22 protein-coding genes and 1 riboswitch are annotated in these 22,790 nt (G+C 69.7%); of the genes, 6 read left to right on the top strand and 16 right to left on the bottom strand.

The features are described 5' to 3' along the window. Positions 1 to 53: 53 nt before the first annotated feature. Entirely contained in the window at positions 54 to 563 is a 510-nt protein-coding gene (locus BDD16_RS09290; RefSeq protein WP_246332501.1) for an Lrp/AsnC family transcriptional regulator, read from the top strand. Here the strand turns inward: BDD16_RS09290 and BDD16_RS09285 are convergent. Beyond that, positions 538 to 915 carry a hypothetical protein gene (locus tag BDD16_RS09285; RefSeq protein ID WP_179633685.1) on the bottom strand — a complete coding sequence of 126 codons (378 nt, stop codon included), beginning with the start codon at positions 913 to 915 and terminating at the stop codon, positions 538 to 540. The two genes, BDD16_RS09290 and BDD16_RS09285, sit on opposite strands and share 26 nt — an antisense overlap. Then, positions 912 to 2,303, bottom strand: a complete 1,392-nt coding sequence (gene glmU, locus BDD16_RS09280; protein WP_179633684.1) for a bifunctional UDP-N-acetylglucosamine diphosphorylase/glucosamine-1-phosphate N-acetyltransferase GlmU — start codon at positions 2,301 to 2,303, stop codon at positions 912 to 914. Before glmU ends, BDD16_RS09285 begins: the two co-directional genes overlap by 4 nt. Positions 2,304 to 2,409: 106 nt before the next feature. On the opposite strand from glmU, the gene BDD16_RS09275 reads away from it, so the two are divergent. Further along, positions 2,410 to 3,264, top strand: coding sequence for a DUF6279 family lipoprotein (locus BDD16_RS09275; protein ID WP_179633683.1), 855 nt, complete (start codon positions 2,410 to 2,412; stop codon positions 3,262 to 3,264). Here BDD16_RS09275 and BDD16_RS09270 read toward each other — a convergent pair. The 3 genes from BDD16_RS09270 to BDD16_RS09260 are packed head-to-tail and all read right to left on the bottom strand — an operon-like array spanning position 3,245 to position 5,374. Further along, entirely contained in the window at positions 3,245 to 3,928 is a 684-nt protein-coding gene (locus BDD16_RS09270) for a DUF4136 domain-containing protein (protein WP_179633682.1), read from the bottom strand. The genes BDD16_RS09275 and BDD16_RS09270 overlap by 20 nt on opposite strands. A 28-nt stretch (positions 3,929 to 3,956) precedes the next feature. Beyond that, the gene (ttcA, locus tag BDD16_RS09265; protein WP_179633681.1) at positions 3,957 to 4,943 is read right to left on the bottom strand and encodes a tRNA 2-thiocytidine(32) synthetase TtcA; all 987 of its coding nucleotides are present in this window, start codon (positions 4,941 to 4,943) and stop codon (positions 3,957 to 3,959) included. 59 nt (positions 4,944 to 5,002) lie between these two features. Next, positions 5,003 to 5,374 (bottom strand): dihydroneopterin aldolase, encoded by a 372-nt coding sequence (locus tag BDD16_RS09260; protein WP_179633680.1) that lies wholly within the window; start codon positions 5,372 to 5,374, stop codon positions 5,003 to 5,005. A 32-nt stretch (positions 5,375 to 5,406) separates the two neighbouring features. Here BDD16_RS09260 and BDD16_RS09255 point away from each other — a divergent pair, with 32 nt between their 5' ends. Further along, the gene (locus BDD16_RS09255; protein ID WP_375139067.1) at positions 5,407 to 6,567 is read left to right on the top strand and encodes a class I SAM-dependent methyltransferase; all 1,161 of its coding nucleotides are present in this window, start codon (positions 5,407 to 5,409) and stop codon (positions 6,565 to 6,567) included. Between the two features lie 16 nt (positions 6,568 to 6,583). Then, entirely contained in the window at positions 6,584 to 6,775 is a 192-nt protein-coding gene (locus tag BDD16_RS09250; RefSeq protein ID WP_179633679.1) for a DUF2905 domain-containing protein, read from the top strand. A gap of 3 nt (positions 6,776 to 6,778) precedes the next feature. Here BDD16_RS09250 and BDD16_RS09245 read toward each other — a convergent pair whose 3' ends face one another. Next, positions 6,779 to 8,014: a multifunctional CCA addition/repair protein gene (locus BDD16_RS09245; protein WP_179633678.1), complete on the bottom strand. Its 1,236-nt coding sequence runs from the start codon at positions 8,012 to 8,014 to the stop codon at positions 6,779 to 6,781. A 178-nt stretch (positions 8,015 to 8,192) separates the two neighbouring features. Here BDD16_RS09245 and BDD16_RS09240 point away from each other — a divergent pair, with 178 nt between their 5' ends. Next, positions 8,193 to 8,807 carry an FxDxF family PEP-CTERM protein gene (locus tag BDD16_RS09240; protein ID WP_179633677.1) on the top strand — a complete coding sequence of 205 codons (615 nt, stop codon included), beginning with the start codon at positions 8,193 to 8,195 and terminating at the stop codon, positions 8,805 to 8,807. A gap of 1 nt (position 8,808) precedes the next feature. Here the strand turns inward: BDD16_RS09240 and BDD16_RS09235 are convergent, their stop codons facing one another. Both BDD16_RS09235 and BDD16_RS09230 read right to left on the bottom strand, forming a co-directional pair. After that, the gene (locus BDD16_RS09235; protein WP_179636073.1) at positions 8,809 to 9,774 is read right to left on the bottom strand and encodes a complex I NDUFA9 subunit family protein; all 966 of its coding nucleotides are present in this window, start codon (positions 9,772 to 9,774) and stop codon (positions 8,809 to 8,811) included. 44 nt (positions 9,775 to 9,818) lie between these two features. After that, positions 9,819 to 11,864, bottom strand: coding sequence for a lytic transglycosylase domain-containing protein (locus BDD16_RS09230; protein ID WP_179636072.1), 2,046 nt, complete (start codon positions 11,862 to 11,864; stop codon positions 9,819 to 9,821). A gap of 176 nt (positions 11,865 to 12,040) precedes the next feature. Here BDD16_RS09230 and BDD16_RS09225 point away from each other — a divergent pair, with 176 nt between their 5' ends. Further along, complete coding sequence (locus BDD16_RS09225; protein WP_179633676.1) at positions 12,041 to 12,691, top strand: 5-formyltetrahydrofolate cyclo-ligase; 651 nt, start codon at positions 12,041 to 12,043, stop codon at positions 12,689 to 12,691. Here BDD16_RS09225 and BDD16_RS09220 read toward each other — a convergent pair. From BDD16_RS09220 to BDD16_RS09185, 8 genes are all read right to left on the bottom strand, one after another. Beyond that, positions 12,679 to 13,299 carry an OmpW/AlkL family protein gene (locus BDD16_RS09220; RefSeq protein WP_179633675.1) on the bottom strand — a complete coding sequence of 207 codons (621 nt, stop codon included), beginning with the start codon at positions 13,297 to 13,299 and terminating at the stop codon, positions 12,679 to 12,681. The two genes, BDD16_RS09225 and BDD16_RS09220, sit on opposite strands and share 13 nt — an antisense overlap. Positions 13,300 to 13,474: 175 nt before the next feature. Then, positions 13,475 to 14,314: a methylenetetrahydrofolate reductase [NAD(P)H] gene (gene metF / locus BDD16_RS09215; RefSeq protein WP_179633674.1), complete on the bottom strand. Its 840-nt coding sequence runs from the start codon at positions 14,312 to 14,314 to the stop codon at positions 13,475 to 13,477. Between the two features lie 36 nt (positions 14,315 to 14,350). Next, positions 14,351 to 15,172, bottom strand: coding sequence for a TlyA family RNA methyltransferase (locus BDD16_RS09210; protein ID WP_179633673.1), 822 nt, complete (start codon positions 15,170 to 15,172; stop codon positions 14,351 to 14,353). Positions 15,173 to 15,215: 43 nt separating this feature from the next. Beyond that, complete coding sequence (ahcY, locus tag BDD16_RS09205; RefSeq protein WP_179633672.1) at positions 15,216 to 16,658, bottom strand: adenosylhomocysteinase; 1,443 nt, start codon at positions 16,656 to 16,658, stop codon at positions 15,216 to 15,218. 102 nt (positions 16,659 to 16,760) lie between these two features. Beyond that, positions 16,761 to 16,853, bottom strand: a riboswitch (S-adenosyl-L-homocysteine riboswitch). Positions 16,854 to 16,876: 23 nt separating this feature from the next. Then, complete coding sequence (locus tag BDD16_RS09200; protein ID WP_179633671.1) at positions 16,877 to 17,113, bottom strand: hypothetical protein; 237 nt, start codon at positions 17,111 to 17,113, stop codon at positions 16,877 to 16,879. Between the two features lie 205 nt (positions 17,114 to 17,318). Further along, positions 17,319 to 17,936, bottom strand: a complete 618-nt coding sequence (locus BDD16_RS09195) for a response regulator transcription factor (protein ID WP_310732816.1) — start codon at positions 17,934 to 17,936, stop codon at positions 17,319 to 17,321. Then, complete coding sequence (locus BDD16_RS09190; RefSeq protein WP_179633669.1) at positions 17,920 to 19,875, bottom strand: PAS domain S-box protein; 1,956 nt, start codon at positions 19,873 to 19,875, stop codon at positions 17,920 to 17,922. The genes BDD16_RS09195 and BDD16_RS09190 overlap by 17 nt, the downstream gene beginning before the upstream one ends. Then, on the bottom strand, positions 19,862 to 22,756 hold the full coding sequence (locus BDD16_RS09185) for a chemotaxis protein CheB (protein ID WP_179633668.1): 2,895 nt from the start codon (positions 22,754 to 22,756) through the stop codon (positions 19,862 to 19,864). The genes BDD16_RS09190 and BDD16_RS09185 overlap by 14 nt, the downstream gene beginning before the upstream one ends. Positions 22,757 to 22,790 lie beyond the last annotated feature (34 nt).

Below are 22,790 nucleotides of genomic sequence, written 5' to 3'. Positions count from 1 at the left end.
CATTACGATTGCAATGAACCGCCATTCAGAATACATATTCGGAAATTTATTGCATGACACCCCGCGAAACGATGCCGCTGGACGCCATCGATCTGCGCCTGCTGGACGAACTGCAGCGCGACGCCGCGCGCTCGAACCAGGCGCTGGCCGATGCGGTGCATGTCTCGGCCGCCACCGCCCTGCGCCGCATCAAGCGGATGGCGGACGCCGGGGTGATCGAACGCACCGTCGCCGTGCTGTCGCCCGAGGCGCTGGGCCACGGGCTGACGGCCATCGCCGAGGTGACGCTGGACACGCAGTCGGTCGAGCGGTTGTCGGCCTTCGAGGCCCGCGCTGTAGCGGACGCGGCCGTGCAGCAGTGCTACCGCACCCAGGGCGGGCCGGACTTCGTGCTGGTCGCGCAGGTGGCCGACATGCCGGCCTACCAGGCGATGGCGCAGCGGCTGTTCACCAGCGACGCCAATGTGCGCAACGTGCGCTGCTTCTTCAGCGTGCACCGCGCGAAATGCGGGCTGCAGATCGCGCTGCCCAGGCCGGTCAGTCCCGGCGCAGCAGGCGCTTGACCCAGGACGTCGGGGCGGCGCGCTCGCGGGCGAGCCAGGCGTCGTAGACCGCACGCCGCGCCGGATCACCCAGGACGGCGCGTGCCAGGCGGCGGTCCTCGGCGCGGCGCTGTTCGGTGCGCTCGGCGGGCAGGTCCCGGCGCTGGATCGGCGTCAGCGGCGGCGGCAGGGTCGGCTCGATCCGCATCCACGCGATCTGCAGCTCGGTCAGCGTGCAGTCCTCGGGCAGGCCGAGGCGCTGGTAGTGCGTCGGCTCGATCGGCAGCACGCCGGTCGGCACCACAGGCGCGGCAGGCGCACCCGCCGCCGGCCCACGGCGCCAGGGCAGCAGGCTGCTGGCGAGCGTGCTCACTTCTTGGGCGCCTTCACCGGACGGGTCCAGCCGCTCAGGCTGGTCTGGCGTCCACGGGCCACGGCGAGCTGTCCGGCGGCGACGTCCTTGCTGATGGTCGAGCCCGCGCCCACGGTCGAGCCGGCCCCGATGGTCACCGGCGCGACCAGCACGCAGTTGGAGCCGATGTGGACATCGGCCTCGATGGTGGTGCGGTGCTTGTTGGCGCCGTCGTAGTTGGCGGTGATGCTGCCGGCGCCGTAGTTGACGCGCTCGCCGACCACCGCGTCGCCCAGGTAGGCGAGGTGGTTGGCCTTGGCGCCGCGGGCCATCGTGGAGTTCTTGACCTCGACGAAGTTGCCGATGTGGACCTCGTCGCCCAGCTTCGCGCCGGGGCGCAGGCGGGCGAACGGACCGATCTGCACGCCCGCGCCGATCTCGACGCCGAGCGCTTCGCCGTCGATGTGCGTGAACGGCTGCAGCACGGTGCCGGCGCCGATGGTCACGTTGCGCAGGCAGCAGTTGGCACCGATGGACACGTCATCGCCCAGCGTGACCGTGCCTTCGAAGACGCAGTTGACGTCGATCGACACGTCCCGGCCGCAGGCGAGCGTGCCGCGCAGGTCGAAGCGCGCCGGGTCGGCCATGCGCACGCCGGCTTCGAGCAGGGCCTCGGCCTGCTGCGCCTGGAAGCGGCGCTCCAGCTGCGCGAGCTGCAGCGGGCTGTTGACGCCGAGCACCTCGGTCTCGCTCGACGCCAGCGTGGCCACCACCGGCACGCCGTCGGCCACGGCCATCTCGACGATGTCGGTCAGGTAGTACTCCTTCTGCGCGTTGTCGTTCTTCAGGCGCGACAGCCAGCGCTTCAGGTGCGCGGTGGGCGCGGCCATCATGCCGGTGTAGCCCTCGCGGATGGCGCGCTGTGCGGGTGTGGCGTCCTTGTGCTCGACGATGGCGCGGACCTGCTCGCCTTCGCGCACGATGCGGCCGTAGCCGGTCGGGTCGTCCAGCTGCACGGTCAGCAGCACCAGCTTCTCGCCGCCGCAGGCGTCGATGAGCGCCTGCGCCGTCTGGGCGCGGATCAGCGGCACGTCGCCGTTGAGGATCAGGGTGGTGCCGGCCTCGGGCAGTTCGGGCACGGCCTGCTGCACGGCGTGGCCGGTGCCGAGCTGCGGCTCCTGGCGCACGAAGGCCAGCGGGGCGGCGGGCAGCGCGGCGCGCATCGTGCTTTCGACGAGTTCGGCACCGTGTCCGGTGATGGTGATCAGGCGTTCAGCCCCGAGCCCTGCACCCATTTCCAGGACGTGCTGCAATAGCGGGCGACCTGCCAGCGCATGCAGCACCTTGGGGCGGGCGGATTTCATCCGCGTGCCCTTGCCAGCGGCCATGATCACAACGTCGAGCAACATGCACAGATCCTCTCTAAAGCGTGTTCCGAATTCTCGGGAATCCCTGATTATCGGGAACGGCGTGACAAGGCAACGAACAGCCCGGCTTAACAGGTGGACACGGAGCGTGCTGCTTTTGTCGGTTTGTGTGCTGCTGGCCGCGTGCAGCACGCTGCGCATCGGCTACAGCCAGGCCGACACGCTCGCGTACTGGTGGCTCGACCGCTACCTCGATTTCAATGCAGCGCAGACGCCACAGGTGCGCCAGACGCTCGCCCAGTGGCAGACCTGGCACAGCACCCGGCAGTTGCCCGAGGATGTCGCCTTGCTCGATCAGGCCGTGCAGGAAGCCGCGGTGGACGCCACACCCGCACAGGCCTGCCGCTGGTGGAAAACCATCCAGGGCCGCCAGGAAACCTGGCTGCAGGCGCTGGCCGAGCCGATGGCCGAGACGCTCGGCAGCCTCGACGAAGGGCAGTTGCGGCACCTGCAGACCAGGCTGGACGCCAGCAACCGCGAGTGGCGCGACACCTACCTGCGCGGTGACAGCGACCAGCGCCACCGCGCCTCGGCCGAGCGCATCATCGACCGCGCCGACACGCTTTACGGCCGCATCGACAGTGCGCAGCGCCGCTTCATCTCCGAACGCCTGCGCAGCTCGCCCTGGGACCCGCACCGCTGGCTGCAGGAGCGCCAGCGCCAGCAGCAGGAGCTGGTCACCACCCTGCGCGCGGTCGCGCGGCCGGGGATGGACAAGGCGCAGCGCCTGGGCCTGCTGCGCACCTGGGTGGGCTACACCGTGCGGCCGAGCGACGACGCGACACGGCAGTACCGGGAACAGCTCGTGCGCTTCCAGTGCGAGCTCGCCGCCGACCTGCACAACCGCACCACGCCCGAGCAGCGCGAACACGCCGCCGAGCGCCTGCAGGGCTGGGCGCGGGACCTGCGCAGTGCGGCAGCGTCTATGGCAGCTGCACGGTGACCTGGCGGGTGCCGGCCTTCAGGTCGGGGAAGCCGCTCAGGCCGGCGTCGAACAGCAGCGGCAGGTAGTCGGCGCTGGAATAGCGGGCCTCGTGCTGCACGCGAATCTCGACCAGCTTGTCGCGGCTGGTGCGGTCGATGAAGAGCAGCTGCGCCTGCTGGCGGTCGTAGGTCGCCGGCTCGCCGAAGCTGCCGCCGATGCCGAACCCCCCGCGGCCGATGCCGATGCCCACACCGACCGAGGCATGGGCCCGGCGATCCGGCGGCAGTGGCGCCCCGCCACCACCCCGCGCCGGCCACCACGGCGCCGGGTCGGCGAAAGGACTCAGCACCCGTGCGCGGCTCCAGCCCGTCTGCACCAGCACATCGGCCCGCGCGGCGCTGTCGGCGGGCACGAATCCCACCCGCTGCAGGGCCTGCGCCGCGGCATCTTCGAGCTGTACCTGCTCCGGGCTGCCGGCGTTCTGGGAGGGCAGCCGGTCGAAGGCATAGCGGCCCGGGGGGCGCTGGTCCGGCCAGGCCCCGAAGGTGACCACGTCCACGCCGATCTGCTTGAACGCGGCGCATCCGGGCAGTAGCACCACAGCAGCGGTCACCGCCAGTGCCAGCCCCCAGCTGCGGCGGTCGGGGCGAAATCCATCGGACAGAGCGGGAACCTTCGGCATCGCAACCTCCTGCTTGGTAGCTTGGTGATCAGCTGCCTCCGGACTCCGTGGCGGTCCGGCGCAGCGCCGCCAGCGAGATGCTGGCCTCGGCCGGCAGCGCGGACGCCGTCGGCGTGGCGCACGCATCCTCGTCGTCCTCGTCAAACGCCTTGTCGCCCTGCGGGTTGACCTCGCCGGTCGGGCGGATGGTCTCGAAGGGAAAGAGCGCCCGGTCCATCAGGTGCGAGGGCACGACGTGCGCGAAGGCGCGGTGCATGTTGTCGATGCGGCCGGGGTGCTGCTTGTCCCACTCGCGCAGCATGCGCTTGATCTGCACGCGCTGCAGGTTCTCCTGCGAGCCACACAGCGTGCAAGGGATGATCGGGAACTGGCGGTGTTCGGCCCAGCGCTCCAGATCGGTCTCCGGCACATAGGCCAGCGGGCGGATCACGGTGTGGCGGCCGTTGTCGCTGACCAGCTTCGGGGGCATGCCCTTGAGCTTGCCGCCGAAGAACATGTTCAGGAAGATGGTGCCGAGGAAGTCGTCGCGGTGGTGGCCGAGCGCGATCTTGGTGGCGCCCAGCTCTTCCGCCACGCGGTAGAGGATGCCCCGCCGCAGCCGCGAGCACAGGCTGCACATCGTGTCGCCCTCGGGGATCACGCGCTTGACGACGGAGTAGGTGTCCTGGTTCTCGATGTGGAACTCGACCCCGCGGCTGGCCAGGTACTCGGGCAGGATGTGCGCCGGGAAGCCGGGCTGCTTCTGGTCGAGGTTGACGGCGATGAGGCTGAACTTGATCGGGGCGCGCTGCTGCAGGTTCAGCAGGATGTCGAGCAGCCCGTAGCTGTCCTTGCCGCCCGAGAGGCAGACCATGACGCGGTCGCCGTCCTCGATCATCGCGTAGTCGTTGATCGCCTGGCCCACGAGGCGGTGCAGGCGTTTGGAGAGCTTGTTGGTCTCGTGGGCGGCGCGCCGCTCGGGGTCGGCGGACCGCGGCGCGGTGGCGGAACTCGGGGAGGTGTCGGTGGTCTGCATGGTGGGCGGAATTGTCGCCGCACTCACGCGCCCTGCAGCACGGCCTCACCGCATCACCATCACCACTGCCCCGTCTCCACCCGGATCGCCACCTCGCAGTCGTCGAAAATCTCCAGCTTGGCGATGCGCACCCGCACGCCGAGCACGCCGGGCAGGTCCATCAGCCGCGCCGCGACCTTGCCGATCAGGCTCTCCAGCAGGTTGACGTGCTGCGCGGTGCACTCGTCGATGATGATCTTGCGCACGCGGCGGTAGTCGAGGACGTGGAACAGGTCGTCGTCAGGCGGGGTCAGCGGCTGGGTGCCGAGGTTGAGTTCGGCATCGACGGCGATGGGCTGCGGCGCGGTCTTCTCGTGGTCGAGGATGCCGAGGTTGGCGTCGAAGCGCAGGCCGGTCAGGGTCAGGATCTGGGTGCCGCGGGTGGTGGACATGGGGGAACTGGCTACCTTTCTACAATCGGCCGGTGAACACCGCCACCGCCTCTTTCCCCAGTGTAGCCAGCGACCCGCTGCCCGCCGTCCCGGCGCTCGATGCCCTCATCGCCGACGAGATCCGCCGCAGTGGCGGCTGGATCGGCTTCGAGCGCTTCATGGCGCTGGCGCTGTACCAGCCGGGCCTGGGCTACTACAGCGGCGGCGACCGGCAATTCGGCGCCCTGCCCTCGTCCGGCAGCGACTTCATCACCGCGCCGGAACTCTCTCCGCTGTTCGGCCGCGCGCTGGCCCGCCAGGTCGCGCAGGCGCTGGCCGCCACCGGCACGCGCGAGGTCTGGGAGTTCGGCGCCGGCTCGGGCGCGCTGGCCTGCCAGTTGCTGCAGACGCTCGATGAACTCGGCGCCGCGGTTGACCGCTACACCATCGTCGACCTGTCCGGCACCCTGCGCGAACGCCAGCGCCAGCGCTTAGCCAGGGACGTACCGCTGCTCGCCGACAAGGTGCGCTGGATCGACACGCTGCCCGAGGCGTTCGAAGGCGTGGTCGTCGGCAACGAGGTGCTGGACGCGATGCCCGTGGTGCTCGTCGCCTGGGACGGCGCGCAGTGGCAGGAACGCGGCGTGGCGCTGGACGAGGTGGCCAGCACGCCCCAGTTCGTCTGGGCCGACCGGCCGACCGAGCTGCGCCCGCCGGTGGACCTCGGCTTCGTGCCTGGCACCGTGACCGAACTGCCGCGGCAGGCCAGCGCCTTCCTGTCCACGCTGGCGGCCGGTCTGCGCCGCGGCGCCGCGTTCTTCATCGACTACGGCTTCCCCGAGCACGAGTTCTACCACCCGCAACGCACCGGCGGCACGCTGATGTGCCACCGCGGTCACAAGGCGGACCCGGACCCGCTGCACGACGTCGGTCTGAAGGACCTGACCGCCCACGTCGACTTCACGGCGATCGCGCTGGCCGGGCAGGACGCCGGGCTGGAGGTACTGGGCTACACCTCGCAGGCGCGCTTCCTGTTCAACTGCGGGCTGCTGGCCGGCCTGGAAACCGCCGATCTGCGCGGCCGGGCGATGGCGCAGAAGCTCGTCACCGAGCACGAGATGGGCGAGCTGTTCAAGGTGATCGGCTTCGTGACCGAGGCCGCGTCCTTCGAGGCGATCGGCTTCAGCGCCGGTGACCGCAGCCACACGCTCTGACCCGGATCGGATCCCCATGCGCTGGCTCATCGTCTTCGCCTTGTCGTGCCTCGTCTTCAACAGCCTGCACGGCTGGCTGGAGAAGATCGGGCTGGGGCACATCCCCGGCGACTTCAGCGTGAAGATCGGCGCGCGGCGCTGGCACTTTCCCTTCGGATCGAGCGTGCTGCTGACGCTGATCGGGCTGGCGCTGGCGCGCTGGCTCTGAGCGCTATGCGGCGTCGGGCGGCAGCGCGGCACTGACCGCCTCGACGCGCGCCTGGTGCAGCGCACGGCCGATGTCCGGGCCTTTCAAGCCACGGGCGATCGCCCGGGCGCTGACCTCCGCCGAGCTGACCTGCTGCGCCGCCGCCAGCGCGGCCCGCAGGCGCGGCGCGGGCGCGTAGACCTGCTCCTCGAAGCCGAGCCGCCCGCGTGCATCGCATTCGCAGGCCTGCAGCGTCTGCTCGAAGCGCTCGGCGCGGCGCCAGGCGTCGCAGCGGTCCATCAGCCGGACCAGCGCGGCGGCGTCGAGCGCGGTACTGCGGTGGATGTTGCCGTGTTCGCGCGCGACAACCTCGGCCAGCTCCTTGCAGTCCACCGGCACCCGCAGCCGCTGCGCCAGCGGCCCGAGCAGCTGCACGCTGCGCGCTTCGTGGCCGATGTGGCGCGGCAGCACATCGGCCGGTGTCGTCGCCTTGCCCAGATCGTGCGTCAGGCAGGCGAAGCGCACCGGCAGCGCCGTGCCCAGGCGCGCGGCCATGTCGAGCACCATCATCAGGTGCACGCCGGTGTCGACCTCGGGGTGGTACTCGGCGCGCTGCGGCACGCCGAACAGCGCCTCCACCTCCGGCAGCAGCCGCGCCAGCGCCCCGCATTCGCGCAGGAACAGGAACATCCGCGACGGCGCCGCTTCCATCAGCCCGCGCGACAGCTCCTGCCAGACCCGCTCGGGCACCAGCGCATCGACCTCGCCGGCGGCGACCATCGCGCGGCACAGCGCCAGCGTCTCGGGCGCCACGCTGAACGCCGTGAACCGCGCCAGGAAACGCGCCAGCCGCAGGATGCGCACGGGGTCCTCGACAAATGCGGGCCCGACATGGCTCAACACCCGGTCGCGCAGATCGGCCTGACCACCCCAGGGGTCGATGAGCGTGCCGTCGTCGTCCATGGCCATCGCGTTGATGGTCAAGTCGCGGCGGGACAGGTCTTCTTCGAGCGTCACGTCCGGATCGGCGCGGAAGGAAAAGCCGTGGTAGCCCGGCGCCGTCTTGCGCTCGATGCGGGCCAGCGCGTACTCCTCCCGGGTTCGGGGGTGCAGGAACACGGGGAAGTCGCGCCCGACCGGCAGGTAGCCAGCGGCACCCATCTGTTCGGGGGTCGAACCGACGACCACCCAGTCGCGGTCCCCGTGCGGATGGCCCATCAGGCGGTCGCGGACGGCTCCGCCAACGAGAAATATTTGCATATCAAGCACGGCCTCCATCCCCGGCCAGCCCATGTGCCGCATTTGACAAAAGCGTTACCCGCGAGCCAGGGATAGGCAGGAAATGTGACCGAGTGGTCCAATGATGCACTGGCACCAATCCGTACCAAATGTTTAATGTTTGCAACGGCTGTGCACTATTTTCATGGGGAGTTCATTCATGTCGATTCGATCCATCGCCACCCGCCTCGGGCTGACCGCTCTGCTGCTCACCGGCTCGCTGCAGGCACAGGCTTACATCGAGCAGGAACAGAGCACCGGCGTGGCCAATGATGCCCCTTCGATGGCCGAGACGGCGGGCACGCTGTCGCCGGGGGGCTACCTGTTCATTTCGGGTGCGCGTCGCACCGAAGCGGGTGTGACCGACAACGGCGGCGGCAGCTCGGCCGACTTCTTCCGCTTCGACGTCGGCTCGGCGCTGTCGGCCACGCTGCTGATCGAGACGCCGACATCGGCCGCGAAGCCTGTGATCGGGCTGTTCGACAGCACTGCGCCCGACAGCGTACTGCTGGCGAGTGCCTTCGACGACAACAGCAACGCGAGCACGACCCTGTCGTTCACCTACCAGCTCCAGCCCGGCACCTACTACGCAGCCGTGTCCGGTTTCCGGCTCGGCTGGAATGATTTCGATGGTGGCGGCCACTCCGGCTGGACCTACAACCTGGTGCTGAGCAGCCCGCCGACGCTGGCTGCGGCCGTGCCGGAACCGGAATCGGTCGCCATGCTGCTGGCTGGTCTGGGCCTGCTCGGCATGGTCAGCCGCCGCCGCGGCTGATTCAGTCGCGGCCGGCGCGCGTGCGCCGGCGGTCCTCGGCGGTGAAGCCTGCACGCAGCACCGGCGGCATCACGGCCGAGATCGCTGCAGGCGCCAGGCCCAGCGCGGCCAGCCCCGGGTGCCGCCCGGTGGCGACGTTGGGCACACGCATCGACTCCAGGTTGTCGCAGGACATCAGCGGCTCGCCCGGCAACAGCCCGAGCGCGGCCGCCTGCACGCGCCCGGCCCACGCCGGCAGCGGCAGCACCGGGCGCACATGGCCGCTCCACTGCCCCGCCAGCCGCACCAGCTCGCCCAGCGTGAACACCTCCGGCCCGGCACACTCGATCGTCTGGCCGATGGTCGAACGGTCGCGCAGGCACTCCACCAGCGCCTGTGCCACATCCTCGACCCACACCGGCTGGAACTGCGCCCGTGCACCCGCCAGCGCCATCACCGGCACCAGCGCCTGCAGGCGCGCGAAGAGCCGGATGAACTGGTCCTCGGCCCCGAAAATCACGCTGGGGCGCAGGACCGTCAGATCGAGACCGGACGCCGCCCGCAGCACCTGCTCGCCGCGTGCCTTGCTGCGCAGGTAGTTCGAGGGCGCCGAGGCCGGATCGCCCTCCGGCACCCCCAGCGCACTGACATGCACCAGGCGCCGCACCCCCGCCCGCTGGCAGGCTGCGGCGAGCTGCTGCGGCAGCGTGACGTGGGTGCGCTCGAACTGGGCGGCACTGCCATGCAGGATCGCCACCAGATTGACCACCGCGTCGGCGCCCTGCACCAGCGCGTCCAGCTGCTGCGGGTCGTGCACGTCGGACTCGACCACCTCCACGGTGGGCAGCATCGCCTGGGCACGGCCCCGCACACGGCGGCGGCTCGGAATCAGCACGGTGCCGGCGTCCATGCCCGGCGTGGCCATCCAGCGGGAGACCAGGGCACGGCCGACGAAGCCCGTGCCACCCAGGATCAGGAGTTTGCGCAGGTGCATGGTGGCGGTGGGTGGGGGTTGCGTGGGCGGGGAGGCATTCAGGGCAGCTGGCGGTTCTCGGGCGGCGCATCCGCCAGACGGGGCCCCACCAGCGGGGAGAGCCGGCTCTTCAGATCGACCACCGACTTGCCGCCCAGCACGGCGGCGTAGTAGCTGGCGTTGGACAGCACCTTCTTCACGTAGTCGCGGGTCTCGTTGAAGGGGATGTTCTCGGCCCAGGCCGCCACCTCCATCACCGGCCCCTCGCGCCAGCGGCGCGGGCGGTTCGGGCCGGCGTTGTAGCCGGCGGCGGCCATCGCCTGCGAGCCGCCGAAGTCGTCGAGCACCAGCTTGAGGTAACCCGCCCCGAGCTTGAGGTTGGTGGTCTTGTCGGTGATCGACTCCTGCGTGTAGGGAATGCCCAGCCGCTTGGCCGTCCAGCGCGCCGTGGAGGGCATCACCTGCATCAGGCCGGAAGCACCGACGCCCGAGCGGGCATCGACGACAAAGCGCGACTCCTGGCGGATCAGCCCGTAGACGTAGGCCGGATCCAGCCCGACGCCCTGCGCTGCGGCCACCACATCGGCGCGGAACGGCATCGGGAAGCGCTGCGCCAGATCGATCTCCTGGCGGGTGCGTTCGCTGGTGTTGATGCAGCGGTCCCAGACCTCGTTGTCGCAGGCGCGCTGGGCCGCGGCGAGCAGTGGCCGGTCCCCCAGTTCGCGGATCGCGAAGTTCCACTCGCGCACCCCCTCGCTGCGCAGCCCCAGCCCGATCAGCGCCAGTGCACGGGTCAGGCCAGGCTGGCGCAGCGCCTGCACCCGCTCTTCGGCCGTGAGCGCCGCCGGGCGGGCCGGCAGGGCCTGCGGGCGACCGAGTTCCTCGGCGGCGAGCTTGCCGTAGAAGTTCATCTGGCCGGCGATGCGCTCGAAGAGCACGCTGGCCGCCGTGCGCTGGCCATCCCCTTCGGCACCCGCCCGCGCGGTAGCCTGGACGGCGCGGGCCTTCCAGTAGACCCAGGTCGCATCGGCCTGCGCGGCAGTGCTCATGGCGGCAACCGCGTCGAGCAGGCGCTGCCAGCGGCCGGCATCCGTGGCGCGCAGCGCCGAACGGGCACGCCAGGCCAGCGTGTCGTCGTTCCAGTCGATGTCGCGGGTGGCGGTGGCGGCAGCGCCACTGGCGCGCTGGAACCAGGCATCCGCCTCGGGCAGCAGCTTCATCGCCGCCTGCCGCGCCACGGAGCCCCAAGCCCAGGCGGCGGCCTCGGGCGGAAGCCGGGCCTGCCAGCGGTCCTGCAACTCGGCGGCGGCCGCGGCGGGGTCGTTGGCGGCCAGCCGGGCCAGTGCCATGACGGCGTATTCGGCGCCCTGCCGGCTGTCGGTGTCGGCGCGGCGGGCCAGGTAGCGCTGCGGCTGCTCGAACAGCTCGGTCAGCGTGGGCCCGGCGTCCTCGCCCAGCAGGGTCAGTGCCTGGCGGGCCGCATTCAGGCGCCTGGCCTCGGCGGCCTCGCGGGCCTTGAGCCAGACGTCGCTGGCGCCGAACAGGCGCGCGGTGTAGAGCGTGGTGACGAGCAGCGTGCAGCCGTCGTCGCCGTCGCGCTGCAGGAACCAGTTCGCGCGGGCCGAGGCGCGCACGTCCTCGCCGACGTGGTGGCGCAGCAGCAGCGCGTAGCAGCTCACCTCGCGGTCGTCGTTGTACTTGAAGCGCGGGTATTCGGTGGCGAAGTTGCGCCAGTCGCGGCGCTTGCCGAGTTCGAGCAGCCAGTCGTTGCGCAGGCGGTCCTCGACGTAGGTGCCGGGCCAGCGGGCGTAGAAGGCATCCAGCTCGCCCTGGTTCGACTCGGCGAGCCGGTTGTTCAGCTCCCAGTAGTCGGCCCACATCGCCAGCGGGTGGCGGGCGGCCACCAGGGTGTCGCGGTGGACCAGCAACCGGGCGCGGTCCTTCTTGCGAAAGGCCTCGCGGGCCTGCACCAGCCGGTCGTCCAGCGCCCGGGTCTCGCTGGTCGCGGCGTTCTGGGCCTGCGCCACGCAGACCGATCCCGCCAGACCACAACTGGTCACCACCGCCACGACGACGGCCCTCGCCACATCCACCACTGACTTCATGCGCACCTTGGTTCACCCCCGCCACCAGTGTAGGGGCGGACCCTGATCCCGCCACCCCGGTGCCGACAAGCACGTGCGAATCGACCGGGCAAAACGCGCCGTGCCACGCGGCTTCGAATTGCCGCCGGGGCCGTGCACACGCACAATCGCCCCACCTTGGTCGAGAACGAAATCCGATGAGCACTCCGTCCAGCACTCCCCCCTTCAAGCTCCCCGAGCCGCCCCGCGACAAGAAGATCCTGCGCCGGCAGCTCCAGGCCGAACGCATGGGCATGTCCGACCGCCACCAGCGCTCGGTGCACCTGCAGGAGGTGCTGATGGTCTGGCTGCTGTCGCGCAGGGAGAAGACGATCGGGGCGTTCTGGTCGATCAAGGGCGAGTTCGACGCCCTGCCGGCGCTCTACCGCTGGACAGAATCGGATCCGGACCGGCGCATCGGCCTGCCGGTGATCGACAAGCTCACGAAGCAGTTGCGCTTCCACGTCTGGTACCCCGGCTGTCCGATGGAGGAGGACGCCTTCGGCATCCTGAAACCCAAGGACACGGAGGAATTCCACCCGGAACTCCTGCTGGTGCCCTGCGTGGGCTTCGGGCCGGGGGGGGTGCGGCTGGGCTATGGCGGCGGGTTCTACGACCGCACGCTGGCCTCACTGAAGCCGATGCCCTTCACCGCCGGCATCGGCTATGCGCACGGCTACATCCCGTGGCTGGCGGCCGAGCCGCACGACGTGCCGCTCGACGCGATGCTGACCGAGGACGGCACGGTCTGGGACCGTGACCGCGACCACGGCCAGACCGCAGATCCGGACGCGGATCAGAACTTGTAGCCGACGCCCACGCCGACCAGCAGCGGATCGACCTTGATGGTGCCAAGGTTGGTGCCGTTGCTGCTCAGGTCGGTGCGGATCTGCACCTTCTTGACATCGAAGTTGACCGACCAGGTCTTGTCGATCGCGTAATCGACGCCAGCCTGCAGGGCCAGACCGACGCTGTTCTTCTCGATCGAGAAGCCGGCCGGCAGATCGACGCTGGAAAAGCGGGTGTAGTTCAGGCCGGCGCCGACGTAGGGCTTGAAGGCACCCAGGCCGAGGTCGGTGAAGTGGTATTGCAGCGTCAGCGTCGGCGGCAGGTGCTTCAGGGTGCCGATCTTGCCGCCGTGGGCGGTGGAGCTGACGTTCTGCTTCTGCGGGTAGGTCAGGATCAGCTCGGCGGCCAGGTTCGGGCTCAGGAAGTAGGTGAAGTCGACTTCCGGGATCACCTTGCTGTTGATGCTCACATCGGTGATCGCGATGCTGTCGTCGTTGGCCGGGGTGAGGCTGACCAGGCGGCCACGGACCAGCAGATCACCGGCGACCTGGGCCGACGCGACGGGCGCAGCGGACAGGGTGGCGAGGGCGGCCAGAGCGGCGAGTGCGAGACGGGTCTTCTTGGACATGAGGGACTCCTGTTGAACAGTGCCCTCATTGGACGGGCACCCCACCCCCGTCAGGTTGCGTCGGCTCAACCAGCGACAGCCCGGGCGGCGGGCCGCTCCACGCCTTTGACGCAGATCAGCGTGCCGGCGCGTCCGGAGGCGGCCAGTGTGGCGCCGCCGCATCACCCGCGGCGTGTCACAGCCCCAGCCGGCGCGCCAGTTCCAGCACCGTGGCGCTGGTGTTCATCGTGTAGAAGTGCAGCGACGGCACCCCTTGCGCGCGCAGCCGCTCGCACAGGTCGGTCACGACGTCCAGCCCGAAGGCCTTGATGCTGGCCGTGTCGTCGCCGAAGCTCTGCAGCCGCAGCCGCACCCAGCGCGGGATCTCGGCGCCGCAGCCGTCGGCGAAGCGCAGGATGCCGCTGGAATTGGTGATCGGCATGATCCCCGGCACGACCGGGATGTCCAGACCAAGCCGGCGCACTTCGTCCATGAAACGCCAGTACGCGTCGGCGTTGTAGAAGAACTGCGTGATCGCCGAGCTGGCGCCGGCCTTCACCTTGGCCTCGAAGGCCTGCAGGTCGGCCTGGGGCGAGCGGGCCTGCGGGTGCATCTCGGGATAGGCGGCCACCTCGATGTGGAAGTGGTCGCCCGTCTCGGCGCGGATGAAGGCCACGAGGTCGCTGGCGTGGCGGAACTCGCCCATCGGGCCGAAGCCGCTGGGCAGGTCGCCGCGCAGCGCGACGATGCGGCGCATCCCCATCGCCCGGAACTGCGCCAGCCGCTCGCGCACCGACTCGCGGGTCGCGCCGACGCAGGTGAAGTGCGAGGCACCGTCCTGCCCCTCGTCGAGGAGGGCCTGCACGGTCTGCAGCGTGCCGTCCTGGGTCGAGCCGCCCGCACCGTAGGTGACGGAGCAGAACTGCGGCTGCAGCGCATACAGCGCCTGGCGCACGGCAGCCAGCTTGGTCACGCCCTCGGGCGTCTTGGGCGGGAAGAACTCCAGGCTCAGCGGAAGGGAGGCGGTTGGCGTCATGGCAGGTTCAGTCGTGGTCTGCGCAGGCGGAGCTGCTCAGGTGTCGTCTCGGACAGGCTTCTTGGGCGTGGGCTTGGCGATCGGCTTGTCGCCGGACTCCAGGTCGAGGTGGCGCGCCCACAGGAAAAATTCGGTGTTGCCGTTGCCACCGGTGATCGGGCTCTGGAAGTAGGCGTGGACCTTCATCCCCGCGTCGCGGCAGCACTGGCGCACGCGGGTCTCGACGTCCGTGAACAGCGACTTGTCGCGCACGATGCCGCCCTTGCCGATGTGCTCGGGCTGCAGCTCGAACTGCGGCTTCACCAGCACCAGCAAGTCGGCGTCCGGGGCCATGTAGGCGAACAGCGTCGGCAGCACGTGCGTCAGCGAGATGAAGGACACGTCGGCGACCACCACGTCGAAGCTGGCCGCGGCCCACTCCTGCGCGAAGGCCGACTCGCTCACGTCGCGGGCGTTGATGCCCTCGTAGCTGACGACGCGCGGATCGTCGCGCAGCTTGGCGGCGAGCTGGTCGCGGCCCACGTCCAGGCCGACCACCTTCGTCGCGCCTTGCTGCAGCAGCAGGTCGGTGAAGCCGCCGGTGCTCTGGCCGACATCGAGGCAGGTGCGCCCCGCCACGCTGAAGCCGCAGCGGGCAACAGCGCCTTCGAGCTTGAGGCCGCCGCGCGACACGAAGCGCAGCTCCGCGTCGTCGGTGATCTCGACCCGGGCGTCGTCGGGCACGTCCTCGCCGGACTTGGTCGGCACCAGCCAGCCCTTGGGGCCGAGCCAGCGCACGGCCTTGCGTTCGATCAGCCGCTGGGCGGCGGAGCGGGTCGGGACCATGCCCCGTTGGACGATCAACTGATCGATGCGCATGTCGTGTGTCTTTCTAGGTGGCCCCCGTGGGGGCCGGGGTGAATCAATAACGGTAGGTGTCGGGCTTGTACGGGCCCTGCTTCGGCACGCCGATGTAGGCGGCCTGCTCGTCGGTCAGCTCGGTCAGCATGGCGCCGACCTTCTTCAGATGCAGGCGCGCCACCTTCTCGTCCAGGTGCTTCGGCAGCACGTAGACCTTGCCGGCGTCGTAGCCGTCCGGGTGGCAGAACAGCTCGATCTGCGCGATGGTCTGGTTGGCGAAGCTCGACGACATCACGAAGCTCGGGTGGCCCGTGCCGCAGCCGAGGTTCACCAGGCGGCCCTTGGCGAGCAGGATGATGCGCTTGCCGTCGGGGAAGATGATGTGGTCGACCTGCGGCTTGATCTCTTCCCACTCGTACTGTTCGAGCGAGGCGACCTCGATCTCGTTGTCGAAGTGGCCGATGTTGCAGACGATCGCCTGGTCCTTCATCGCGAGCATGTGCTCGTGGCGGATCACGCCCTTGTTGCCGGTGGTGGTGACGAAGATGTCGGCCTTGTCGGCGGCGTACTCCATGGTCACGACCTTGTAGCCTTCCATCGCGGCCTGCAGGGCGTTGATCGGGTCGATCTCGGTCACCCAGACCTGGGCCGACAGCGCACGCAGCGCCTGGGCCGAGCCCTTGCCCACGTCACCGTAGCCGGCGACACAGGCGACCTTGCCGGCAATCATGACGTCGGTGGCGCGCTTGATGCCGTCCACCAGCGACTCGCGGCAGCCGTAGAGGTTGTCGAACTTGCTCTTGGTGACCGAGTCGTTGACGTTGATCGCGCGGAACAGCAGCGTGCCGGCGGCCGACATTTCCTTCAGGCGGTGCACGCCGGTCGTGGTTTCCTCGGTCACGCCGATGATCTCGGCGGCCTTGCGGGTGTACCAGGTCGGATCGACCGCGATCTTGGCGCGGATCGAGGCGTAGAGGCAGGTTTCCTCTTCGCTCTTCGGGTGGTCGAGCAGCGACAGATCCTTCTCGGCGCGCTGACCCAGGTGCATCAGCAGCGTCGCGTCGCCGCCGTCGTCCAGGATCATGTTCGGGCCTTCGCCCGGCGTGCCGGCGGCGCCGAAGTCGAAGATGCGGTGGGTGTAGTCCCAGTAGTCGGCCAGCGTCTCGCCCTTGTAGGCGAACACCGGCGTGCCCTTGACGGCCAGCGCGGCCGCAGCGTGGTCCTGCGTCGAGAAGATGTTGCACGAGGCCCAGCGCACGTCGGCGCCGAGGGCTTGCAGCGTCTCGACCAGCACGGCGGTCTGGATGGTCATGTGCAGCGAGCCGGTGATGCGCGCGCCCTTGAGCGGCTGCTTCGCGGCGAACTCTTCGCGGATGGCCATCAGGCCGGGCATCTCGGTTTCGGCGATGCGGATTTCCTTGCGGCCCCAGGCGGCCAGCGCCAGATCGGCGACGAGGAAATCCTGGGGGACTTGGGTGATCTGGGGATCGGTGACGGCGTTCATGCGTTGCTCCGGTTCGGCTGGAAGACACCGCCGCCGAAGCACGCACTGCATCACTGGGGAGGGAGAGAGTCACCGCGCCCGGACACCGTGCCGACATCAGCGGCAGGGTGAGCGCGGTTGGAAACAGGATCCGAGCCTGGGACGGCAACCGGGCGACAACCCGGCCGATGGCGTCTCGCAGCGCTCCTCGGAAGCCGTTGATTATAGCGGTGCCACCGTCAGCGGCGACGGCGCAGATGACCCGGCGGAGAAGGTGTCTTTTCCTCCGATGCCGCCATCCAGGACCATGCCGTGGTCCGCAGCACGGACGCCACCACCACGGACGGATAGCCCTGCCATTGCGCCAGGACACGCTCGACGGCCATGCCCAGGCTGTCGCCCTGCTGCCGGGTGACGCGCACCATGTCCCGGTGACCGTTCACCAGGATCGAGTGCAGCTGCGTGTGTTGTTCCATGGTGGCCTCCAGCCCTTGCTGCCAGGCTCCGCCGAGCAGGCGCAAGGAAGAGAGGGCGTCGGGCACATGCCGCACATGCCCTTGCCCTCTCGACCACATTTGTCTCCTCGCAACCTTCGGGATTTTTCACGGTTGACAGCTTTGGAGAGATTGTGAATTCGTGCCGGTCCAGGAGCAATCCGTGCTGCCCGTGTCCAGTGCTGGGTTAACCCAGCAACGCGCCCCCCGCATCCGGCGGATCCGCCCCCTGGAGCAGGCGAAAGATGTCGGCGACCTTGCGGACACCGAGCTTGCTCATCATGCGGCTGCGGTGCTGCTCGACGGTCTTGAGCGAGACCCCGAAGTCGACGGCGATGACCTTGTTGGCCTTGCCCTCCATGACCGCGTCGAGCACCTCCCGCTCGCGCGGCGTCAGCGAGGCCAGCCGGCGCCGCACCTCGTCCGCCCCGTCGGCCCGGTCGCGGGCGGACTCGCGCCGCTGGATGGCGGTCTGGATCCAGTCGATCAGCACCTGCTCGTTGAACGGTTTCTGCAGGAAGTCGAGCGCACCGGCCCGCATGGCCCGCACCGCCATCGGGATGTCGCCATGCCCGGAGATGAACAGGATGGGCACGTCGGCGTGGCGCTCGTTGAGCTGTGCCTGCAGTTGCAGGCCGCTCATGCCCGGCATCCGCACATCGAGCAGCAGCACGTCGCAGCCCAGCGCCGACGGGTCGGCCAGGAAGGCCGCGGCATCCGCATAGGTGCTGACCCGCATGCCGAGCACCTCCAGCAGCATCTGCAGCGAGGTGCGCACCATCGCGTCGTCATCGACGACGCACACGTGGGGCTTTGGCGGGAGCGGGGGCGACGGGGAGCGCGAGGGTGGGGGCATGGGCCGTTTCCTGGGGTGCCGCGGTCGGTACCGCCACGGGCAAGGTGAAATGAAAGACCGCACCACCCGCCGGGTTGGCCTCGGCCCAGAGCCGGCCGTGGTGCGACTCGACGATCGAGCGGCAGATGGCCAGCCCCATGCCCAGCCCATCCGGCTTGGTGGACACGAACGGGGTGTAAAGGTCCGCGACCAGATGCGCCGGCAGACCGATGCCGCTGTCGCGCACGCTGACTTGCACCTGCCCGGCGGCGTCCACCGCGGTGCTGATCTCGATGCGCCGGGGCCGGTCGCTGGTGCGGTGCGGCGCGGGGGGCATGGCGTCGAGCCCGTTGCGCACCAGGTTCAGCAGGAGCTGCTCCACCAGCACCCGATCCACCTGCACCAGCGGCAGACCCACCGTCAGGTCAAGGTCGATCACCGCCTCGGCACGGCGGGCCTGGATGTCGGCCAGGCGCTGGAAACCGGTGATCAGCTCGTTGATCGACACCGCTTCGGTGCGCAACTGGCCCTTGCGGATGAAGTTGTGGATGTGCTGCATGATCCGCCCGGCCCGCATCGCCTCGTCGGCGATCAGCTGCACCGCCCGCCGCAGCTCGGCCAGGTCGCGCAGTCCTTCATGGTCCAGCCGGCGCAGTGCCGCCGCGCTGAAATTGCGGATCGACGTCAGCGGCTGGTTCAGCTCATGGGCCAGCGCGGCGGCCATCTCGCCCATGCTGGTGACCCGCGCGGTGTGCTGCACCTGCTCGCGCCAGTGGGCGAGTTCCTCGGCCTGCTGCTTCTGCTGCTGGACATCGCGCACGCTGCCCAGCAGCCGCAGCGCGCGCCCCGACTCGTTGCGCTCCATGACCCGGCCGCGCAGCCAGAACCAGCGGTCGGTGTCCCCGCGCAGGCGCAGGCGCACCTCCGTGTCCACCAGCGCCGTCTCGCCCTTGATGTGGGCGAGCAGGTCGCGGTCCAGCCGACCCCGGTCGCCGGGGTGGACGAGCGCGCTCCAGTAGGTGGTGCCCGCATCGGGCGGGGCGGGGGGAAAGGTGCCAATCTGCTCGCTGAGCTGGCGCGAGACGTGGAAGCTGCCGCGCGCCAGATCCCACTCCCACAGCGCGTCGCCGTGGCCTTCGAGGGCGAAGCGCCAGCGTGCTTCGCTGGCCTGCACGCGGTCCAGCAGCGCCCGCTCCTCGGTGACGTCGCGCACGACCATCACCGCCTGCGCCTCGCCCGGCAGGCGCACGATCGAGACGAACACGTCGGCCAGGAACAGCTCGCCATCGCAGCGGCGGTGCCACTGGCCCGACACCTGCCAGCGGGCCGAGCGGAAATAGCGGCGGGCCATCCGCTCGTCCTGCAGCAGCCGCGCCACCGGCCGACCGACCAGCGTCGCCTCCGAGCCGCGGTACAGCGCCAGCGCGGCGTCATTGGCCGCGGCGACCATGCCGCGCCGGTCCAGCAGCAGGATGGGAAACGGCGCCGCGTGGAAGATCGCCTGGTAGCTGTCCTTGGCCGCCTGCAACCGGCGCTCCTCCAGCTCCACCCCGGTGAGATCGCAGATGCGGAAGTAGCCCTGCTCGCCGTCGCTGTCGCCATGGCCGGCGCCGTCGCCCTCCAGCCAGTGGATGGTCATCTCCACCGGGAAGCGGCTTCCGTCGGCACGGCGGTGGTAGCGCAGCGGCACGTGCTCGCGGTGGCGCGCGAAGATCTCGTCCACCGCAGACCGGTCGGTCACCAGGTCGTCGTAGCGCATCGTGCGCAGCACCTCGACCGTCAACCCGTAGACCCGCTCGGCCACCGGGCTGGCGCCGAGGATGGCGTGGTCAGCGTGCCGCACGACCAGCACCACATCCCGCGAGATCGCCAGCAGCGCCCCCACCCGGGCGGATTCAGCGGCCGGCACTGCCCAGCTCACCCGCCAGCCGGCTGATGTCCACCAGCTTGGTACACACCGCCGTGATCACGCCGTCATCGGACATCATCGGAAACCGCAATGCGATGAAATGCACCGACTCCCCGCCGATGGGCAGCATCTCGCGGCTCTCGGACGCCTCGCCTGAGCGCAGCACGTCCAGGTCGCGCTCCCGGAAGGTGCGGGCGATGTCGGGTGGAAACACCTGCTGGTCGGTCTTGCCCAGGATGTCGCCCGCGCCCAGCCCGGTCATCCGGCGCAGCATCTGCTCGAAGCGCGGGTTGACGAACTCGTAGCGGCCCGAGGTGTCCTTCACCGAGATGAGCGTGGTGGAGAAGGTCATGATCGACATCAGCCGCTGCTCCTTGTCGCGCAGCTCGCGCTGGACCTCGAACAGCGGCGTCTCGTCGAGCAGGCTGAGCACGCAGCCGCGCACATCGCCCTGCGCGGTCATGCGCGGCGAGGCGCGCAGCAGGTAGTGGCAGCCGCCCTCGGTGAGCTGGCGCTCCAGCGGCCGGCGGGTGCGGATCACCTCGTCGATGGACGCCAGCACCGCGTTCAGCCGGTGCCCGGCCAGCACGTCGCGCAGGCTGTCGCCGACCCGCGCCGGCGACAGGCCGAACAGCCGGGCCGCCGTGTCGTTGTAGCGCAGCAGGCGCTGCTGCTCGCCCGCGACCACGATGGCGTAGTCGACGCTGCTCTGGATGCTCTCCAGGTCGGCGTTGGCGTCGCCCAGCTCGGCCGACTTGATCTGCAGCTCCTCGTTGACGGTGGTCAGCTCCTCGTTGGTGGACTGCAGCTCCTCGTTGGCCGCCTGCAGTTCCTCGTTGGCGGCCTGCAACTCCTCGTTCGAGGCCTGCATCTCCTCGTTGAGCGCCTGGGTTTCCTCGTTGGAGGTCTCCAGTTCCTCGATCACCGTCTGCAGGTGCTCCCGGGTGGCAATCAGCTCGTCTTCGAGATCCTTGGTGACCAGGCCGGGCAGCAGGTCGAAGTGGTCGGACCGGGCCGCATCCGGCACCGTCACCGGCTCGAACGCGATCAGCAGCATCGGCTCGACCTCCACCCCGGGAATCGGATGCACCGCGATGCGGAAGGCGCCGGACGACTTGTCGTGGTCATGCTGGCGGCCAAACACGGCGGCGCGCTTGTGCTGGGCCTGGTGCACCAGCGTCTGCACCTCGGTGCGGAAGTCCTTGCGGATGAGGTTGAGCAGGTTGAAATCGACCCGCCCCACCGGCAGCCCCAGATAATTGCTCACGTCGCCGAAGACGTGCAGCAGCTCCATCTGCGCGTTGATCAGCACGCTCGGCGGCACATAGGCCGACGACGCCGCCGACAGGAAACGCTCCTCCAGCGTGCGCGGCTTGGTCGGCACCACGCTGCGGTGCGGCGGCGCGGCGTCCATCATCAGCGACACGACCGTGGACTTGCTGACCGGCGCGTCGCGGCGGCGGAAGATGCGCTGGTCGCGGTGCACCGTGTCGAACAGGTTGTCGCGCTGGTAGGTGCTCTCCGACTTGCCCAGGAACAGCAGCCCGGCCGGCGCCAGCGCGTAATGGAAGATGTCGAGCACCCGCTCCTGCAGCGAGTTCTGGAAGTAGATCAGCAGGTTGCGGCAGGACACCAGGTCCAGGCGCAGGAACGGCGGATCCTGCACCACGTTCTGCCGCGCGAAGACCACCATCTCGCGCAGCTCCTTGCTGATCTCGTAGGTGTCGCCGTGCGGCTTGAAGTAGCGCGCCACCAGCCCCCGGTCCACCCCCGCCAGGCTGGCCTCGGAGTAATGCCCGCGCCGGGCGATGTTCATGGCCGCCTGGTCGATGTCGGTGGCGAAGAGCTGGATCTTGAAGTCGTGGCGCCCGGCTCCCAGCAGCTCCGACAGCAGGATGGCGATCGAGTACACCTCCTCGCCCGTGGCGCAGCCCGGCACCCAGATGCGCACCTCGTCGCCGATGCGCTTGGTCGCCAGCCGTTCCTCCAGCGCGCGGCGCAGCGCCACGAACGCCTCGCCGTCGCGGAAGAACGAGGTCACCGAGATCAGGATGTCCTTGCAGAGCTGGCCGAGTTCGTCCGGGTTCTTGCGGGTCAGCGCGATGTACTCGTCCAGCGAGGCCACCCGGTTGGCGGCCATGCGGCGCAGGATGCGGCGCCAGACGGTGGTTTCCTTGTAGCCCGAGAAATCGACCTTGGTGTAGCGGTGGACCTTGGCCAGCAGCGTCTTGAGCGTGGCGGGGCTGTTCTGGCCCTGGTGCGGGGGCTGGATCAGGCCGTGGGTGCGCACGATGCCGGCAATCTCGCGGGCAATGTCCGCCGGGGCCAGCACCCAGTCCACGCAGTCGGTGTCGATCGCGGCCTGCGGCATGCCGGAGTACTTGGCAGTCGCCGGATCCTGCGCGAACGTCAGCCCGCCGCTGGCCTTGACCGCGCGCAGCCCCGAGGCGCCGTCCGAGCCCGTGCCCGACAGGACCACGCCGATCACGCCCTCGCCACGCGTCTCGGCCAGCGAGTACAGGAAGGTGTTGACCGACGGCTTGGGCAGCACCTCCTGCGCCGGCGCGATCAGCAGGAAACGGTCATCCCGGAACTCGAGGTTGCGGTTCGGCGGCGTGGTGTAGATCGTGTTGGGCTCGGGCACCATGCCGTCCTCGATCTCGCGCACCGCCATCGCCGTCTCGCGGCCGAGCAGCTGCGCCAGCATGCTGCGGTAGGTCGGCGAGAGGTGCTGCAGGATCACGTACGGGACATTGAGGTCGGTCGGCAGGTGGGCGATGAGCGACGACAGCGCCTCCAGCCCTCCGGCTGACGCCCCGATGGCCACGATGAAGTGACGGCGAATCTCGGCCGGCGGCAGCTCGGCGGCAGGGTCGTGCATGGTTCTTGTCTCCTGACGGAGATTGTAGGAACCC

Source organism: Sphaerotilus montanus (assembly GCF_013410775.1).
Lineage (GTDB): Bacteria > Pseudomonadota > Gammaproteobacteria > Burkholderiales > Burkholderiaceae_C > Sphaerotilus > Sphaerotilus montanus.
The sequence above is the reverse complement of the archived record's forward strand: the minus strand, read 5'-3'. Positions and strand labels throughout refer to the sequence as shown.

Coding starts and splice junctions, on each gene's coding strand:
- BDD16_RS09290 (WP_246332501.1), top strand. CDS start 54: ATGACACCCCGCGAAACGATGCCGCTGGACGCCATCGATCTGCGCCTG.
- BDD16_RS09240 (WP_179633677.1), top strand. CDS start 8,193: ATGTCGATTCGATCCATCGCCACCCGCCTCGGGCTGACCGCTCTGCTG.
- ahcY (WP_179633672.1), bottom strand. CDS start 16,658: ATGAACGCCGTCACCGATCCCCAGATCACCCAAGTCCCCCAGGATTTC.
- BDD16_RS09210 (WP_179633673.1), bottom strand. CDS start 15,172: ATGCGCATCGATCAGTTGATCGTCCAACGGGGCATGGTCCCGACCCGC.
- BDD16_RS09225 (WP_179633676.1), top strand. CDS start 12,041: ATGAGCACTCCGTCCAGCACTCCCCCCTTCAAGCTCCCCGAGCCGCCC.
- BDD16_RS09250 (WP_179633679.1), top strand. CDS start 6,584: ATGCGCTGGCTCATCGTCTTCGCCTTGTCGTGCCTCGTCTTCAACAGC.
- BDD16_RS09220 (WP_179633675.1), bottom strand. CDS start 13,299: ATGTCCAAGAAGACCCGTCTCGCACTCGCCGCTCTGGCCGCCCTCGCC.
- BDD16_RS09245 (WP_179633678.1), bottom strand. CDS start 8,014: ATGCAAATATTTCTCGTTGGCGGAGCCGTCCGCGACCGCCTGATGGGC.
- BDD16_RS09260 (WP_179633680.1), bottom strand. CDS start 5,374: ATGTCCACCACCCGCGGCACCCAGATCCTGACCCTGACCGGCCTGCGC.
- metF (WP_179633674.1), bottom strand. CDS start 14,314: ATGACGCCAACCGCCTCCCTTCCGCTGAGCCTGGAGTTCTTCCCGCCC.
- BDD16_RS09270 (WP_179633682.1), bottom strand. CDS start 3,928: ATGCCGAAGGTTCCCGCTCTGTCCGATGGATTTCGCCCCGACCGCCGC.
- BDD16_RS09185 (WP_179633668.1), bottom strand. CDS start 22,756: ATGCACGACCCTGCCGCCGAGCTGCCGCCGGCCGAGATTCGCCGTCAC.
- BDD16_RS09230 (WP_179636072.1), bottom strand. CDS start 11,864: ATGAAGTCAGTGGTGGATGTGGCGAGGGCCGTCGTCGTGGCGGTGGTG.
- BDD16_RS09200 (WP_179633671.1), bottom strand. CDS start 17,113: ATGGAACAACACACGCAGCTGCACTCGATCCTGGTGAACGGTCACCGG.
- ttcA (WP_179633681.1), bottom strand. CDS start 4,943: ATGCAGACCACCGACACCTCCCCGAGTTCCGCCACCGCGCCGCGGTCC.
- glmU (WP_179633684.1), bottom strand. CDS start 2,303: ATGTTGCTCGACGTTGTGATCATGGCCGCTGGCAAGGGCACGCGGATG.